General features: G+C 37.8%; 16 protein-coding genes. 7 read left to right on the top strand and 9 right to left on the bottom strand.

Going from position 1 to position 15,008, the window contains the following annotated elements; translation table 11 throughout:
* Positions 1 to 191: 191 nt before the first annotated feature.
* Positions 192 to 1,157, top strand: coding sequence for a hypothetical protein (locus tag JET18_RS17510; protein WP_202093167.1), 966 nt, complete (start codon positions 192 to 194; stop codon positions 1,155 to 1,157).
* Between the two features lie 36 nt (positions 1,158 to 1,193).
* On the opposite strand, the gene JET18_RS17505 is transcribed toward JET18_RS17510, so the two are convergent.
* Positions 1,194 to 1,577 (bottom strand): hypothetical protein, encoded by a 384-nt coding sequence (locus JET18_RS17505; protein ID WP_090024423.1) that lies wholly within the window; start codon positions 1,575 to 1,577, stop codon positions 1,194 to 1,196.
* Between the two features lie 88 nt (positions 1,578 to 1,665).
* Here JET18_RS17505 and JET18_RS17500 point away from each other — a divergent pair, with 88 nt between their 5' ends.
* Positions 1,666 to 3,174, top strand: a complete 1,509-nt coding sequence (locus JET18_RS17500; RefSeq protein ID WP_202093166.1) for a carbon-nitrogen hydrolase family protein — start codon at positions 1,666 to 1,668, stop codon at positions 3,172 to 3,174.
* A 156-nt stretch (positions 3,175 to 3,330) separates the two neighbouring features.
* Here JET18_RS17500 and JET18_RS17495 read toward each other — a convergent pair whose 3' ends face one another.
* Positions 3,331 to 3,942: a class I SAM-dependent methyltransferase gene (locus tag JET18_RS17495; RefSeq protein ID WP_202093165.1), complete on the bottom strand. Its 612-nt coding sequence runs from the start codon at positions 3,940 to 3,942 to the stop codon at positions 3,331 to 3,333.
* 240 nt (positions 3,943 to 4,182) lie between these two features.
* Positions 4,183 to 4,341 (bottom strand): hypothetical protein, encoded by a 159-nt coding sequence (locus JET18_RS17490; RefSeq protein WP_202093163.1) that lies wholly within the window; start codon positions 4,339 to 4,341, stop codon positions 4,183 to 4,185.
* Between the two features lie 179 nt (positions 4,342 to 4,520).
* On the opposite strand from JET18_RS17490, the gene JET18_RS17485 reads away from it, so the two are divergent.
* The 5 genes from JET18_RS17485 (at position 4,521) to JET18_RS17465 (ending at position 10,015) form a co-directional block, all read left to right on the top strand.
* Positions 4,521 to 4,724 carry a cold-shock protein gene (locus JET18_RS17485; RefSeq protein ID WP_202093155.1) on the top strand — a complete coding sequence of 68 codons (204 nt, stop codon included), beginning with the start codon at positions 4,521 to 4,523 and terminating at the stop codon, positions 4,722 to 4,724.
* 435 nt (positions 4,725 to 5,159) lie between these two features.
* The gene (locus JET18_RS17480) at positions 5,160 to 6,809 is read left to right on the top strand and encodes an ABC1 kinase family protein (protein WP_202093153.1); all 1,650 of its coding nucleotides are present in this window, start codon (positions 5,160 to 5,162) and stop codon (positions 6,807 to 6,809) included.
* Between the two features lie 238 nt (positions 6,810 to 7,047).
* Positions 7,048 to 7,557, top strand: coding sequence for a hypothetical protein (locus JET18_RS17475; RefSeq protein ID WP_202093151.1), 510 nt, complete (start codon positions 7,048 to 7,050; stop codon positions 7,555 to 7,557).
* A 201-nt stretch (positions 7,558 to 7,758) separates the two neighbouring features.
* A complete protein-coding gene (locus tag JET18_RS17470) occupies positions 7,759 to 9,111 on the top strand; it encodes a DEAD/DEAH box helicase (protein ID WP_202093148.1) in 1,353 nt (450 codons plus the stop codon).
* Between the two features lie 58 nt (positions 9,112 to 9,169).
* Positions 9,170 to 10,015, top strand: a complete 846-nt coding sequence (locus tag JET18_RS17465; RefSeq protein ID WP_202093146.1) for a DUF5829 family protein — start codon at positions 9,170 to 9,172, stop codon at positions 10,013 to 10,015.
* Positions 10,016 to 10,037: 22 nt separating this feature from the next.
* On the opposite strand, the gene JET18_RS17460 is transcribed toward JET18_RS17465, so the two are convergent.
* The 6 genes from JET18_RS17460 to JET18_RS17435 all read right to left on the bottom strand — a co-directional run bounded on the left by JET18_RS17460 (position 10,038) and on the right by JET18_RS17435 (position 14,917).
* Positions 10,038 to 10,475, bottom strand: a complete 438-nt coding sequence (locus JET18_RS17460) for a lipocalin family protein (RefSeq protein ID WP_202093145.1) — start codon at positions 10,473 to 10,475, stop codon at positions 10,038 to 10,040.
* Between the two features lie 115 nt (positions 10,476 to 10,590).
* A complete protein-coding gene (locus JET18_RS17455; RefSeq protein WP_202093144.1) occupies positions 10,591 to 11,247 on the bottom strand; it encodes a GDSL-type esterase/lipase family protein in 657 nt (218 codons plus the stop codon).
* A 63-nt stretch (positions 11,248 to 11,310) separates the two neighbouring features.
* Positions 11,311 to 11,772, bottom strand: coding sequence for a lipocalin-like domain-containing protein (locus JET18_RS17450; RefSeq protein ID WP_202093143.1), 462 nt, complete (start codon positions 11,770 to 11,772; stop codon positions 11,311 to 11,313).
* A gap of 302 nt (positions 11,773 to 12,074) precedes the next feature.
* A complete protein-coding gene (locus JET18_RS17445) occupies positions 12,075 to 13,238 on the bottom strand; it encodes an iron-containing alcohol dehydrogenase (protein ID WP_202093142.1) in 1,164 nt (387 codons plus the stop codon).
* 636 nt (positions 13,239 to 13,874) lie between these two features.
* Positions 13,875 to 14,498 carry a hypothetical protein gene (locus tag JET18_RS17440; RefSeq protein ID WP_202093141.1) on the bottom strand — a complete coding sequence of 208 codons (624 nt, stop codon included), beginning with the start codon at positions 14,496 to 14,498 and terminating at the stop codon, positions 13,875 to 13,877.
* Positions 14,499 to 14,512: 14 nt separating this feature from the next.
* Entirely contained in the window at positions 14,513 to 14,917 is a 405-nt protein-coding gene (locus JET18_RS17435; protein ID WP_202093140.1) for a putative periplasmic lipoprotein, read from the bottom strand.
* Positions 14,918 to 15,008 lie beyond the last annotated feature (91 nt).

Here is a 15,008-nt window from a genome sequence, read left to right as displayed (position 1 = left end):
ATCTTCGACTTCGCTCAGACCGACAAAGTTCCAAAGCAGCCTGTTATTAGCAATGTCACACTGAGCGAAGTCGAAGTGTATTTGAGCATGCACTAAAGCCTTTGTTTTCAGTAGATAAAGAAAAAATAAATTAAAAACTATTTATCCTCAGAATTATTATACATTTAATACCCAAACTCATATTCCGGAAAATGAAAATAAAACTTCTGCTTATAATCATCGGCCTTAGCTGGGCTTTGACTGGCTGTACAGCTGCCAATAAAAATATTTCTTCTGCCGACAGCTATCCCTGGTTTCCTTTTTCATGGTATGCGGCGAAAATTTCAGGAAAGAATTTTGATAAAGTAGCCATGCTCGTTCCGGTGAAAGTGAATGATTTAAATGCAGATTTTACCCTCCAGTTCGACCTTGGAAGTGATGCAACCCTCATCTACGGAAATACAATAGACAGCTATTACAAAGAAAGTGAAATCAAGAACTTCCTCATAGAAAGCTCAAAATCTACAGATAACGGAGGGAAAAATGTGTACAAAACAAAAGGACTGATCTATCATTTAGGAAAACTGTCAAAAGATAATCTGTTCTATAAAGCAGGTTACGGAGATAAAATCGCCAAAGATTCCTTATTTACGAAGAAACCAAAACATATCGGAACTTTAGGCGCTGATGTGTTTAACAACAAAATCCTGATCATCGATTATCCAAACAAAAGAATGTGTGTGCTTGATTCTTTGGACAGTCATTGGAAAAAAGTGACCACGTTTGTAGATGCCAAATCCAATAATGGCAGACTCCATATTCCACTGACTATTGCAGGGGAAACCCATTGGTTTTTATTCGATACCGGAGCCAGCTTATTTCCGATCAATACCAATAAAGAACTCTGGACTTCACTGGTAGATCAAACCGCTAAAACAGATACGATTATTGCCAACTCGTGGGGTGAGAAAGTGAAATTTTATGGAAGACCGATCAAAGAAAAAGTATACCTGGGAAAAAGAAAACTGGAAAATGATTATGCCTGGTATAATGATAACAAAAGACTTCAGGAATTCAATACCACCGAGAATGTAGACGGTCTTACCGGAAATGCATTTTTTGTCAATAATGTTATTGTCCTTGATTTTAAAAATAAGAAATTTGGGGTAGTGAACTAAAATAGAACTTATTAATACTACATAATTTCCTTTTCATTAGGTTACATTATAAAAGTAAAAATCATCAGCAGAAAAATTGTCTAAATCCCTCATGTAATCAAAATAAGTATTATAAATCTCCGGATCTACTGATAAGCACTGGTCATCTAACGTACTGACCATAATATACTGTATATCATAGCTACTTAAGATGGATTTTATTTGTTGAGAATATGTGTTTTCTAAAAAGATGATCGGGTAATTTAAATGAACATATCCTATAATCTTTTCTTCTGAACTTAAAACGCCGAATTTTTCTGCATTTATTTCAATATCAACATGATAATTCAAAGACAAAGCATCTACTACTGATTCGAAATCAGAGTGCTTCCAATTTGTATTTGAGTTGATTGCTTCCTGTATGTTTTGAGTAATATCCACTGTTAAATTAATTTAAATGATTGTGAACTGCTTTCCTTTAAGGATTTAAGTTAAATATTTTCACTAAATTTAAGTAAAATTACGTCAAATGCAAATAGAAACAAGAGCCCTGACCCTTCAGGATTATGATGAACTGGTAATTACAATGAAACGCGCCTATCCGCAGATGTCCGAATCTATTTGGTCTAAAAAAAGCATAGAAAAACTCACCCGGATATTTCCTAAAGGCCAGATCTGCATTACCGTAGACGGAAAACTGGCTGCTGTAGCCCTTTCGATTATTGTGAATTATGACGAATTCGGAGATGACCACACCTATGTGGATATTACCGGAAATTATACATTCAATACCCATCTTTCAACTGGAAATGTTCTTTATGGAATCGAGGTTTTTGTAGATCCTGAGTTTCGTGAACTGCGTCTGGGAAGAAGACTGTATGATGCCCGAAAAGAATTGTGCGAACTGCTTAATCTGAAATCGATCATTCTGGGCGGAAGGATCCCGAACTACCATAAATACAGTGACGAACTTTCCCCGAGAGAATACATCCGAAGAGTGAGAGACAAGGAAATTTACGATCCCGTACTGTCTTTCCAGCTTTCCAATAATTTTCTTCCTATAAAAATTCTGAAAAAATATCTTCCGGAAGATGAATCATCTCTGGAAAATGCCGTTTTGCTCCAATGGAATAACATCTATTACAGCAAAAAGCCCAATACCATGCAGGACAGCATTATCCGTTTGGGACTGGTGCAGTGGCAGATGAGACATTTTAAAAACATCGATGCTTTTTATGAGCAGGTGGAGTTTTTTGTCAATGTGATGGGCGACTATAAATCGGACTTTGTCCTTTTCCCGGAGCTATTCAATACGCCGCTGCTGGCACCTTTCAACAAGCTTTCAGAAAGAGACAGTATGATCGAATTGGCTAAATTGAGTGAGGACATCAAAAATAAAATTTCCGAACTGGCCATCAGCTACAATGTCAATATTATTTCCGGAAGTATGCCTGTTTTTGATCCCGACAACAATGATCTGTACAATGTAAGTTACCTGCTTCACCGTGACGGCCGCATCGATGAATACCGGAAGATCCACATCACGCCCAATGAAAGAAAATACTACGGAATGAAAGGCGGAAACGAGATCAGAGTGTTCGATACCGACTGCGGGAAAATAGGTCTTGTGATCTGTTACGATGTAGAATTTCCCGAACTGCCGAGAATTCTCGCGGATCAGGGCATGAAAATTCTCTTTGTACCTTACCTTACCGACACGCAGAATGCCTACATCAGAGTACGACATTGTGCTGCTGCAAGAGCTATCGAAAATGAATGTTATGTCGCAATTGCCGGCTGTGTAGGAAACCTTCCGGGGGTGAACAATATGGACATCCAGTTTGGTCAGGCTGCTGTGTTTACGCCCTCAGATTTTGCTTTTCCATCCAATGCAGTGAAAGGAGAAGCCACTCCGAATACGGAAATGACCCTTATCGTAGACGTTGACCTTAATCTGCTGAAAGATCTTCATCATAACGGCTCCGTTCAGGTGATGAACGACCGTAGAAAAGATCTCTATGAAACCTACCTTAAGTAAAACATATAACTATAACTTGTTGTAGGAAGAATATGATCAAAAATATCTTCAAGCAGCTCCCAAAAACAGGCTGCTATTAGCGATGTCACACTGAGCGAAGTCGAAGTGTTTATTGAAACTGAATTAAAAAATATCCTGTCCCTGCGGCAGGATTTTTTATGAGCTTTTTTGAAATACCAGCCGCGACCATTTTACATTTTCCTTTCCCGGAAGAAGACTCGGTTGATTTTCCAGCAATAACAGGGTTTTCAATCCGTTTTGCTCAGCCTGATGTCTCGTTTGGTCTGTATAAGTTGGATAAACGCAGCTGCCCCCGCCGGCAGGACCATTCCTTAAACTGAGAGCAAAAATTCCGTTTTCTGCAAGAAGCTCTGAAACTTTTATTATTGAAAGCTGCTGTTCATCCGGATTGAGATGATGCCATACACCCGATGAAAGAATAAAATCAAACTTCAGGTCAGCATCTAAACGCTTCAGATCGGGTAGTGAATCATGGATCCAGTGAATCGCATCATGAGCATATAAATTTTTTCCGGCCTCAAAAAGTTTTTCAGACGGCTCTACAGCTGTGACCGCATGGCCCATAGAAGAAAGTACAGAGGCATCTCTCCCTATTCCGGCTCCAAGATCAAGAACTTTTCCCGATTTTTGAGGAATAAAAGGAAGGAAATCTCGGTGCAGTTCAGTGAAATCTATTGATAGCGTAGCTTCAATGAATTGATCAGGAATACTGTCATATCCTTCCGTTCCGGGAACTTTTGCTGCCATGAGGTTTTTTGTAAATAAATTTGTTTAAACTTTTATTTTTTGAACCATTAAGATAACATAAGTTGTTAAGAATATTAAGACGTTTTCGTCAAGATCTTAAAAAATCAGGATGATTGATCTTAATGATTCTTTACTCCTTAAATTCTTCTTAATGGTTTAAAATAAAGATTAACAGTTTTTAATCAAAAAGAGCAGATAAATTTCTGCTCCGTATTTAAATTAAATAATTCTCTACATCTACTATTGCGGACAAATCACTGCAGGGCAGATCAGTCTCGGACATCTCGGCCTTCCGTCGGTTGGGCAGCATTCATTGGAACAGTTCCCGATAATGATACCGCTTCCGGAAATTCCTTTTAATTGCTCTCTTGACAGTTTGCTGTTGCGTAAATTTTTCATTTTGTAATATTTTATAGGTTAGTTTAGTAAAGATAAATATTAAAATAGTATAACGTGTTTTTAATGGTTTTATTTACTTTAATACAGGGTTTTTTGAAAAAAATATACAATAATGCAAATCTTTTGCTCAGAATAATAATGAAATTACTATCTTCACTAATCAATTTAAATATAATATAATGACAGGAACAGTAAAATGGTTCAACGAAACCAAAGGTTTTGGTTTTATTACACCGGACGCGGGCGGAAATGATATTTTTTGCCATCATTCAGCGATTCAAGCTTCAGGCCTAAGAACTTTAAAAGAAGGACAGGCAGTGGAATATGATATTAAAGAAGGTAAAAAAGGTCCTGAAGCAGACAATGTTAAAGTAGTAGGATAATCACTTATTAAAGATATTGTTAAATAAAGCTGCCATTTTTGGCGGCTTTTTTTGTGGCCTTTGACTTTGTAAAATCATTTGTAATAATTAACCTTTCCCATAAATTGTTTCACGCAAAGAATCAATTCTATTAATAATATAAGGATGCAAAGAAGAAATCAATCGTAGATTGATTTGATGAAGCGTTTGCATAAACCATCTGCTTCATCAATGGCGAAGCCATAATTCTTTGCTCATCTTTTAATATGGAGAATCATGATTGAACTTTGCGTTTAAAAAATGTATAATAAGATAAGTCTGAAATATTTATTATTTCCTCCGTGTTAAAATGATAATTCTATTTTGTTTAAACACCAAGATTTACCATTCAAATAAAAATTAAAATAGCAATAGGAACAATTTTTGGAGTAATTTGCACCAACTATCCAGAAATATATGTTTGACAAGCAGCAACGAAAACTGAAAAGATCAGCAAGGCTTATTTCCGTCCTCAGCAAATACGGATTTAAAGATATGCTGGCCCGTATGAATACCGGAAATAAGCAGGAACAGGAACCTTCCGATTCTGATGAAGTGGTTTCAAAAGGGACAGTATATGAAAGAATCAGGCTGGTGCTGGAAGAGCTCGGACCTACATTTGTAAAATTGGGGCAGACTTTCAGCAACAGGGAAGATCTACTTCCTCCGGAACTGATCCAGGAGCTGCAGAAACTTCAGGACAAAGTGGATACTGTAGATATGGATGTGGAAGAAATTCTTGAAAATGAATTCAATATATCTGTTAAGGACCATTTTCAGGAAATTCAGAAAGAGCCTTTAGCCACGGCATCCATTGCGCAGGTTTACAAAGCTGTTTTGATGGATGGAAGCCCCGTTATTCTTAAGCTTAAAAAAGCGGATGTACAGAACGTTATTGAAGATGACCTGCTGCTGATAAAAGATCTGGAAAAACTGGTGTCTGCCTATTCCGAAATCGGGGAGAAGCTTAATCTTAAACAGGCGATTTCCACTTTTGAAAAATCTTTGCTGGAAGAGGTTTCCCTGATCAATGAAAAGGAAAATATCCTGCACTTTGCCCGTAATTTCAAAAATAATAAAGAAACTTATGTTCCTAAGATCTACGAAGAATTTTCCAACAACAATATTCTTTGTATGGAATTCATCGATGGGATCAAGGTTACCGATAAAGCTGGTCTTTTAGCCCATAATATTGATCCGGTGAAAGTCTCTGAAGTAGGATTGAGGCTGTTTGTCTCCCAAATTCTCGATTATGGATTTTTTCACGCCGATCCGCATGCCGGTAATATTTTAGTAAGGAAGGATGGGAAAATAGTTTTCATTGATTTTGGTGCCGTAGGAAAAATTCAGCCGAACGATAAGGAAATTCTTGAAAACCTTATTGTAAGTTTTGTCGCTAAAAATTCACATAAAATCGTTCGTCATCTCAAAAAAATGGCGGTCAGCTATGAAATTCCCGATGAAAGACGTTTTGAAAATGATGTGGAAGACATTCTGAATTTTGTTCACAGTTCCTCGCTTCAGGACATCAATGTTCAGGTGATCATCAATAAAATGAAAGATATTTTAAAGGACAACAGGCTGCATATGCCGGATTATTTTTATCTTTTATTCAAAGGAATCAGCCTGATAGAAGGAGTAGGAAGAACCATCAATCCTGATCTGGATATTGTGAAAAGTCTTCATCCTTACACCAAAAAAATATTAACCAAAAAAATACGTCCTAAGAATCTTTTAAAAACAGGAATGGACCGGATGATGAATTTCACGGATAATGTAGATGAAATTCCTAAAGAGCTCAGATCGGTTCTTCAAAAGCTGGACGACAATAAATTTACCGTATCCAGTGAGATTAAAAATATTGAAAAGACCAACCAGCTGATTAAATCAAGCGTTGTCAATTTAATTTTAGCCATGATTCTGGGCGCAAATATTATAGCCACTGCTATTGTTTTTGTTTCGGAATCCGGCCCAAGGATAGGGGAACTGTCTTTGGTAGCGGTATTGGGCTTTGTATTTTCAGTGATTTTGGTTCTGGTGCTTTTGCTGAGAGTGACGAGGAAATAGAATTCGAGTTCCGGGTTCCGGGTTTAGAGATGCAGGTTGCGGGTTTTCGTGATCCGGGATTCGGGATTCGCGTTAATATGTTAGAAGTTAATGCTGAAAATTGTAATTTTATTCCACTTAAGCTTAAAAATATAGAACTCACCCCAAACCCCACATCTCGAAACCCGAAACCCGAAACCCGAAACTCGGAACTCGGAACACGCACCCCGAAACCCCGAATCTCGAAACACGCAACCCTATGAAAAAACTTATCTTAACCACGATGACATTCTTCAGTTCACTTTTCATAGCTCAGGAAGCTGCTGAAAAAGGTCTGTCTGGAGATTTTGACGGCAACGGAACAAAGGAATATGCCTACACCAAAGTAAATGATTGTACGGATGAATGTGATGGAAAATGTGAAACAACAGTCTATTTCAGTGATAAAAAAATAAAACCGTTTATCATTTCACCTGCGAATAATGGAGGGTTGTACAATCTGGGAGATCTTAATGAAGACGGAAAAGATGAGATTGGTTTTTATCCGGGCTGGTGTACCAGCTGCTGGCATGGCTTTCATGTATATACCCTTGATAAGGCAGGTTGGAAGCCTTTAGTACCCTCTATCTCCACACACTGTTCACAATGGGAAGAAGAGAAATTTCCGATCAGAAAAGATCCTAAAAAGAAAGGATATGTGATCATCACTTCAAGTACTTGGGAAGATGATGATATTAAAATTAAAAGTAAGAGCGTGAAAGTGAATTGAGTTTTGCGATAGAAGTTAGAAGTTAGAAGTTAGAAGTTAGAAGTTAGAAGTTAGAAATTGGCGGTGAAAATTGTAATTCTATTGCATCTACGCTTAACCCTAGACCTTTTATCCCTCACCTTGAGACTCAAAAACCCTCTCACTCTCCAACTCTCAAACCCGACCCAGCATCCTCTCAATTTAAATACCTATCTTTGCACCATGGAAAAACTCACTTTTGCGGATTTTGACCTGCCGGTTAAAGTTCTTGATGTTTTAGCGGATCTGGAATTATTTGAACCTACACCCATTCAGGAGAAAAGTATAGGGCCAATACTTTCAGGAAGGGATGTTATGGGAATTGCACAGACGGGTACCGGTAAAACATTAGCTTATCTTCTGCCGGTTCTGAAAACATGGAAATATAATAAAACAGGAAATCCTACCGTTCTGATTCTTGTTCCTACAAGAGAATTGGTAGTACAGGTTTCCGAAGTCCTTGAGAAACTGACAGAAAATATTACCGCAAGGGTAATCGGAATATACGGAGGAAAAAATATCAATACACAGAAACTTTTGTTTAATGACGGCTGCGATATCCTGGTAGGAACGCCTGGAAGGGTAATGGACCTTGCCATTGATAATGCCATTTCATTAAGAGAAGTACAGAAGCTGATCATTGATGAGTTTGATGAGATGCTGAATTTAGGTTTCAGACCGCAGCTTACCCACATTTTCGAAATGATGAAGCCGAAGAGACAGAACATTCTTTTCTCGGCTACCATGACGGAAGCAGTAGATGAAATGCTGGACCAGTATTTTGCCAGCCCGATAGAAATTTCACTTGCAAAATCGGGGACGCCACTTGAAAAAATTGATCAGACAGGATATAAAGTAGAAAACTTTAATACCAAAATCAATCTTCTTGAGCATTTATTAAAGAATAACGAGGATATGTCCAAAGTGCTGATCTTTACTAATAATAAGAAGAATTCAGACCTTTTATTCTCGAAAATTGATGAGCTTTTCCCTGAACAGTTTGATGTGATCCACTCCAACAAATCTCAGAATTACAGGCTTAAAGCCATGAAAAAATTTGAGAATGAAGAAGTAAGAGGACTGATCACAACCGATGTAATGGCCAGAGGTCTTGATATTTCGAATATTACCCACGTCATCAACTTTGAAACGCCTGAGATCCCTGAACAGTATATTCACAGAATAGGAAGAACGGGTAGAGCGGACAAAGACGGTAAAGCGATTACTTTCGTGACTAAGAAAGAAGAAGCTTCTATTCTTGATATTGAGCTGTTAATGGATAAAGATCTGAAGTTTAATGATTTCCCTGCGGAAGTAAAAATAAATCCTAAGAAGATCGCTTCCGAAGAAGATGTGATCATTATGAAAAATCCTGCTCAGGTAAAGCTGAATGAAGGAGGAGGAGCATTCCACGAAAAAAAGGATAAAAATAAAAAGGAAAACTGGGGCGGACCATCAAAAAGAAAGGCTCCCAAGAAGTTTGGAGCTAACAGAGCCCAGCAGAAAGCCATATCAAAATCCAAGAAAAAGAAATAAAAAAAATCCCGTTCAAGGATTTTTTTGTTAGCTTTAGGAGTTAATACGATATTAATTCATGAAAAATCTTTGTTTATTTATTTTTCTCCTGATGTCTGGCTGTAAAGTTTTTGGGCAGGATGAGGTACTGAAATTAAATCATATGTATTTTGTTCTGGATTCGGTTTCTTTTCAGGAAATTAAAGCCAGTAAACAGTTAATGAACTGGGGCAATTTTGATAAGGGATTACCGGGTTTTGATCCTGTGGATGGAAAAAGTACAACAGCTTATTTGCGCGGAGGCTCTACCTATCTTGAAATTATGGGACCGGACAATAAATTTGGTGAGAAAGAAGGAGCCATAGGCATTGGATTTTCCTGGGATGTTCATGCGCCGTTTTCTGATGATATTGAAAGTAAACTGAAGAAAAAAGGACTTAAATTTGAAAAATCAGAAGCAAAATGGAGTTTTGGAAATGAAAAGATGCTTTGGTATTCCGCCTATTACACAAAGCTTAAAGGCAGCGTTGCTACATGGTATGCCTTTTATAATCCTGATTTCCTGACCCGTTTGTATGGTACGCCTTATACTTCTTTTACCAGAGAAGATTTCCTGGAAAAGAAAATCAATACCAACAAAGAAATAAAAGACCTTTCCGGGATTGTGCTTGAATGCAGTACGGAAGATTACAAAAAAATCACTGAAGAGCTGGCCTCTTTCGGAATAAAAATAAAAGCTTCGGGTAAAAAATCCGTAACCTTTGAGGTAGACTCCATTGAGATCACGCTTCATCTGACAGACAGAAAAACGACAGCAATAAGAGAGTTGAGATTAAAAACTCAGAATACGCTGAAAGAGAAGCTTCAACTGGGAAAAATTCAGCTCGAAAGCAGGAATAAAGAGCTTATCATGAAATTTAAGTAACAGATAAGATCATGCTTTTCAATTACTGTCTGACATAAGAAATAACTGAAATATCCTGAACGCCGTCATTGTCATAATCTGCCTTACCGGTGATGGTTTGCATTTCATTGCTCGTGAGGGAATGTAAATTCTCCGTACCCATCTGATTATCGCTGCCATCCACATTGATATAGAAGGTAATTACCATACTGCCTTCACTGTATTTAAACGTTCCGGTTTCCCATGAATTCGTGCATGAGCTTCTGTATTCAAAATCACCATTGGCCCGGAAATCATACGTTGCTCCTGCATCGCATCCCGTTATTGGGCTTTGCAGCAGTATCACACCGTTGCTTCCGGAAATAGTTATGTTTTTTGCAGCTTTCCAGGTTCCCAAGATAGGAGAATCTGCCTGATCATCATTGTTACAGGAGATGAGGAGAAAAGCCGACAGGCATGTTGTCAATAATAATTTTTTCATAGTGTTTGCAATTTGGTAGTACAAAGTAAATAAAAAATAATGACTGCCTGTTTTATACGAATGAATACCCGATTAAAAAACAAAAACTCCAGTCTGAACTGAAGTTTTTATTGAATTATTTCATATATGGTTTCATGACCTTGGTCCAAACCTCATATCCTCCCGGAGTAAGGTGCAGCATATCCTCCACAAAAAGATCTCTTCGCACATTTCCGGTGGAATCTTCCATGGCTTTGGTAATATCGATGAATTCTGCATTAGGCTCTTTTTTCATGAAAGCAGCAATCTTCTTATTGGTTTCCTTCATCTGCGGCCATAGCTTTTCGCGGCTCGGAGAATATTTAATGGAAATAAAATCTACCTCAATATTGGGAAACCGCTCCCGGATCTTAGAGTAGAAGGTTTTAAACCGTTTTACGACAACTTTTGCTTTCAGGTCATGATTATCTGCAAAATCATTATCTCCGCAGTAAATGATGATCTGTTTAGGCTGATAAGGACTTAAAAGGTCATCCGCAAAATCATTAAGGTCTGTCATTCTTGAACCGCCGAACCCTCTGTTGATAATTATTTTATCAGGGAAATAATCGGCTACATCCGTCCATTTTGTGAAAGAAGAGCTTCCTATTAAAAGGATGGCATCTTTAGGCGGCGGGTTGTCCTGATCTGCTTTTTTGAAATTCTGAATGTCCTGCCAGAACATGGGCTTTTTTTCCTGAGAAAAGGCAACGGTAAAATACAGCAACAGAAATGCTGAAAGAATCTTCTTCATTGTAATCAATTTTAATATCGTATAAAAGTAATAAAAAACTCCCGGTTTATCGGGAGTCTGTATTTATCTTTTGTAGGTAATGTAGTATAGATCGTCTGTTTCGTCATTATTAAAATCAATAGCACCGAACAGCTGTGCCAGCTTCATATCTTTGCTGGTAAGAACTTCCACCCTGTACCTTCTTTCGGTATCATTGGTGTTTTTGATGTTTAGCAGCTTAGACTCTTCACTGTACGTATACTGTCCTTCATTTTTTCCGCCCATCTGACATTCAAGGCCGACTTCGGTAAAGTACGTATAACTTGTATAATAATCGGTTCTGAAGTGCAGAATATTTTTAGATTCGCAGTCAGAAATGGTTTCAGTGTAAAGTACTGTTTTATTGTCTTTTCCGGAAATGATTTCCCTTTTACTGATTTTCCAGTCTCCGCTCATCATTTCCAATTCATAAGCTTCGATATTGTCATCTTTACAGGAAGTTAGTGCCAAAGCTGAAAAGGCAAATAAAAGTAGCTGTTTTTTCATTTTCACAAATTTAAGAATATGCTAAAATATAAATAAATTTGAAATATCTATAATGAAATCGTGCTTTTTTAAACGAATGTTTATAAATAACTGGAATTTATATTGTGCGGAGGCTAAATGAATGTAAGATACGGGTTGCGGGGTTCGGGATTTGGGTTTGGGTACGCGGGATATTACGACTGGTGGCTTCGGGAGCCTCTGCCACCAGATATTTGTACTTCAATCAGTATTTCTGAATTCACACTCTCCAACTCAAAACCCGCACTCCGAATCTCGAAACCCGGATCTCGTACCCCGAAACTCTAATAACTCATCTCCACAATCTTATAAGCATCCTCAGGCGTCAGTTTTTTATATTCGCCCAGGCCGGACCAGTTTCTGTCTTTAAAAGCTTGTTCCACTCTTTCGGCAGTACCTTTATAATCTTCCGTGTATTCGGACAGCTTGGTTTTAATATCCAGGCTGTGGAAAAATTCTTCCATTTTTTTGATGCCCTGCTCTGCTTTTTCTTCTAAAGTACCGTCTTTGATTCCCCAGACTCTTTCCGCATACTGAGCCAGTTTTCCTTTCTTCGTTTCAAAATTGTAACGGTAGTGGGAAGGAGCAATAACAGCTAAAGTTCTTGCGTGGTCAATCCCGAAATAAGCGGTCAGCTCGTGTCCCATGGCGTGTACTGCCCAGTCTGTGATCACTCCTTTCTGGATCAGTCCGTTCAGAGCCATCGTACAGCACCACATAAAGTTTCCGGCCGCATCATAATTAAAATCATCACCAAGAACTTTAGGCGCGGTTTCCTGAAGACTGATAAGGATACTTTCTGCAATTCTTTCCTGAAGATCGGCAGACGAAGGCGCTGTCATATACTGCTCCAGAACATGGGTATAGGCATCTGTGATTCCGTTAACGATCTGGTTTTTTGGAATGGTTCTGATCACTTCCGGATCTAAAACTGAAAATTGCGGGAAAAGTCCCGGTCCGCCGGAGGATAGCTTCTCATTGGTTTCTCTTCTGGAGATCACGTATCCTGAATTCATTTCAGAGCCGGTAGCAGGAAGTGTAAGAATACTTCCGAAAGGCATTCCTTCCCCTTCAAAAGTTCTTACTGAATTTCTGAGGATTTCCCAGGGTTCACCATTATAATTGGCCGCCGCAGAAAGGAATTTAGTTCCGTCGATTACAGATCCTCCTCCTACAGCCAGAAGATAATTGATGTTTTTTTCTTTGATAAAGTGTAAAGCGTCCAGCAGCACTTCATACTCAGGATTTGCGGGAACACCTCCGAATTCATAGAGTTCGTGGTCTTTCAAAGCTTCTTTTACCTGATCGTAAACGCCGTTTTTTTTGATGCTTCCGCCACCATAGATCATCAGGATTTTAGCATCTTTCGGAACCTCACGGGAGATTTTAGCGATCTCACCTTTTCCGAAAAGTATTTTTGTTGGATTTTTAAATTCGAAATTAAGCATTGTTCTAAATTTATTTGATTCAAATTTACGGAAAGCAATGCGAAAACTGAGTTAATGAAGTTTTAAAATTCCTATTGCAGTGTTTTATAGTTTAGATGTAAGAGCCAAGAGCCAAGATGTAAGACATCAGATTTCAGACATCAGATTGGAGGCTTTGAGATTTGTGAAATGTCAATTGTGAATTTTGCTTTGCAAGTGAATGGTATTCAGAACCGATAAACTTTTATTCTAGACTAGCAACAAACAACTGAAAACAAATGACTCTCTGAATCAAGAGCCAAGATGTAAGACATCAGATTTCAGACATCAGACTGGAGATTTTGAGATTTGTGAAATGTCAATTGTGAATTTTGCTTTTGCTTTGCAAGTGAATGGTATGTTGAACTGATAAACTCTAAACCAGCAGCTCTCTGAATCAAGAGCCAAGATGTAAGACATCAGATTTCAGATATCAGACTGGGGACTTTGAGATTTGTGAAATGTCAATTGTGAATTTTGCTTTGCAAGTGAATGGTATGCTCAACTGATCAACTCTAAACCAGCAACTGACAACCAGTAACCAGCAACTCATTTACTCTCAAACTCTCTCTCCCATAACCCGAAAACCTGAATCCCAGAATTTCCAGGCTTCTCTTTTTATTTTGATAAACTCTGGGCAGAAGTATCGCAATTCTCACCCTTAAAATAGATGCCGTTATTTTTTGATTCAAGTTTCCCGCTTTTTCTATTGATTTTTATAATGTAAGATTCTTTAATTTCAGGACAGCCTTTAGTCTTTGAAAGATAAAGAGCGATATGTTTATCCTCAATTTTATAAGAGCTGCTTAATTTATCGGTGGAATCCACTGAAAAGCCATACGTTTTAGCGAGTAAAATAGCTTCAGGAAGATTATCCACACTGCCGATGAAATCCTTCAGCTGCTGTTCACTGGTAAAATAAACGGATCTCTCCTTTTTGCAGGCAAGAATATAGGAAAAACATTTTTCACCAAGACATTTCTGGAAAAAACCTTTCTCAGGAAAAGGTTCGTTGATCGTCATGAAATCCGGCATCTGGCTCTCGTAGATAATAGCTTTGTCGGGATCCGGATCATTGGTCAGTACTCTCCAGTATGCATATTCTTTATCCGGAACAATAAATGGGTAAAGGAGCTCGATATTATCAAGGATTTCCGGAATTTTTTTGAAATCGGAGGGAACTGTATTCTGGGAAAGCAGTAAGCCTGGTAACAGAAAAGAAATGATCGGAATAATTTTCATAATTCTTGTTTAAACTATTGCAGTACAATTTTATAATATCCTTTTTCGTCCGTTACAGCAATATTGACACCTGTAAATGTTAATTTATTGATCTGATAGCCATCGCAGCCTGCATTAAATTCTGAGGAATGTATGGAAAATTCAAAAGTTTTAACATTAGATTGAAAAGTATATTTTTTAATCCCATTATAAGCCCCTACATTTTCTAAAATCACCATATCGTCAGATGTTCTGGTTAACTGTACTTCAGTCTGGCTTTCATCTTTAATTGAATACATCGTCAGTATTCCGTTCGTGATCAGATTTTCATCATTGGAATCAACGAATTTAAAAGCGATCGTCTGAGGAGGATTATAGCAATCTTTACCACAGCCTGTGAAAACAAAAGCCATTAAAAAGAATATAAATATGTTTTTCATAAGATGCTGATTAATTTCTGTAAAAGTAAAATTAATCATTAAACTGTTGCATTCAAAATTATAATAAGCCTGAATTGTCGCAACCGTTCTG

The sequence above is a fragment of the Chryseobacterium endalhagicum genome (assembly GCF_016745235.1).
Lineage (GTDB): Bacteria > Bacteroidota > Bacteroidia > Flavobacteriales > Weeksellaceae > Chryseobacterium > Chryseobacterium endalhagicum.
The sequence above is the reverse complement of the archived record's forward strand: the minus strand, read 5'-3'. Positions and strand labels throughout refer to the sequence as shown.

Bases quoted from the DNA above. Each gene is read 5' to 3' on its own strand.
- JET18_RS17460 (WP_202093145.1), bottom strand. From the start codon at position 10,475: ATGAAAAAATTATTATTGACAACATGCCTGTCGGCTTTTCTCCTCATC.
- JET18_RS17475 (WP_202093151.1), top strand. From the start codon at position 7,048: ATGAAAAAACTTATCTTAACCACGATGACATTCTTCAGTTCACTTTTC.
- JET18_RS17435 (WP_202093140.1), bottom strand. From the start codon at position 14,917: ATGAAAAACATATTTATATTCTTTTTAATGGCTTTTGTTTTCACAGGC.
- JET18_RS17445 (WP_202093142.1), bottom strand. From the start codon at position 13,238: ATGCTTAATTTCGAATTTAAAAATCCAACAAAAATACTTTTCGGAAAA.
- JET18_RS17480 (WP_202093153.1), top strand. From the start codon at position 5,160: ATGTTTGACAAGCAGCAACGAAAACTGAAAAGATCAGCAAGGCTTATT.
- JET18_RS17470 (WP_202093148.1), top strand. From the start codon at position 7,759: ATGGAAAAACTCACTTTTGCGGATTTTGACCTGCCGGTTAAAGTTCTT.
- JET18_RS17500 (WP_202093166.1), top strand. From the start codon at position 1,666: ATGCAAATAGAAACAAGAGCCCTGACCCTTCAGGATTATGATGAACTG.
- JET18_RS17510 (WP_202093167.1), top strand. From the start codon at position 192: ATGAAAATAAAACTTCTGCTTATAATCATCGGCCTTAGCTGGGCTTTG.
- JET18_RS17450 (WP_202093143.1), bottom strand. From the start codon at position 11,772: ATGAAAAAACAGCTACTTTTATTTGCCTTTTCAGCTTTGGCACTAACT.
- JET18_RS17495 (WP_202093165.1), bottom strand. From the start codon at position 3,942: ATGGCAGCAAAAGTTCCCGGAACGGAAGGATATGACAGTATTCCTGAT.
- JET18_RS17485 (WP_202093155.1), top strand. From the start codon at position 4,521: ATGACAGGAACAGTAAAATGGTTCAACGAAACCAAAGGTTTTGGTTTT.
- JET18_RS17465 (WP_202093146.1), top strand. From the start codon at position 9,170: ATGAAAAATCTTTGTTTATTTATTTTTCTCCTGATGTCTGGCTGTAAA.
- JET18_RS17440 (WP_202093141.1), bottom strand. From the start codon at position 14,498: ATGAAAATTATTCCGATCATTTCTTTTCTGTTACCAGGCTTACTGCTT.
- JET18_RS17455 (WP_202093144.1), bottom strand. From the start codon at position 11,247: ATGAAGAAGATTCTTTCAGCATTTCTGTTGCTGTATTTTACCGTTGCC.
- JET18_RS17490 (WP_202093163.1), bottom strand. From the start codon at position 4,341: ATGAAAAATTTACGCAACAGCAAACTGTCAAGAGAGCAATTAAAAGGA.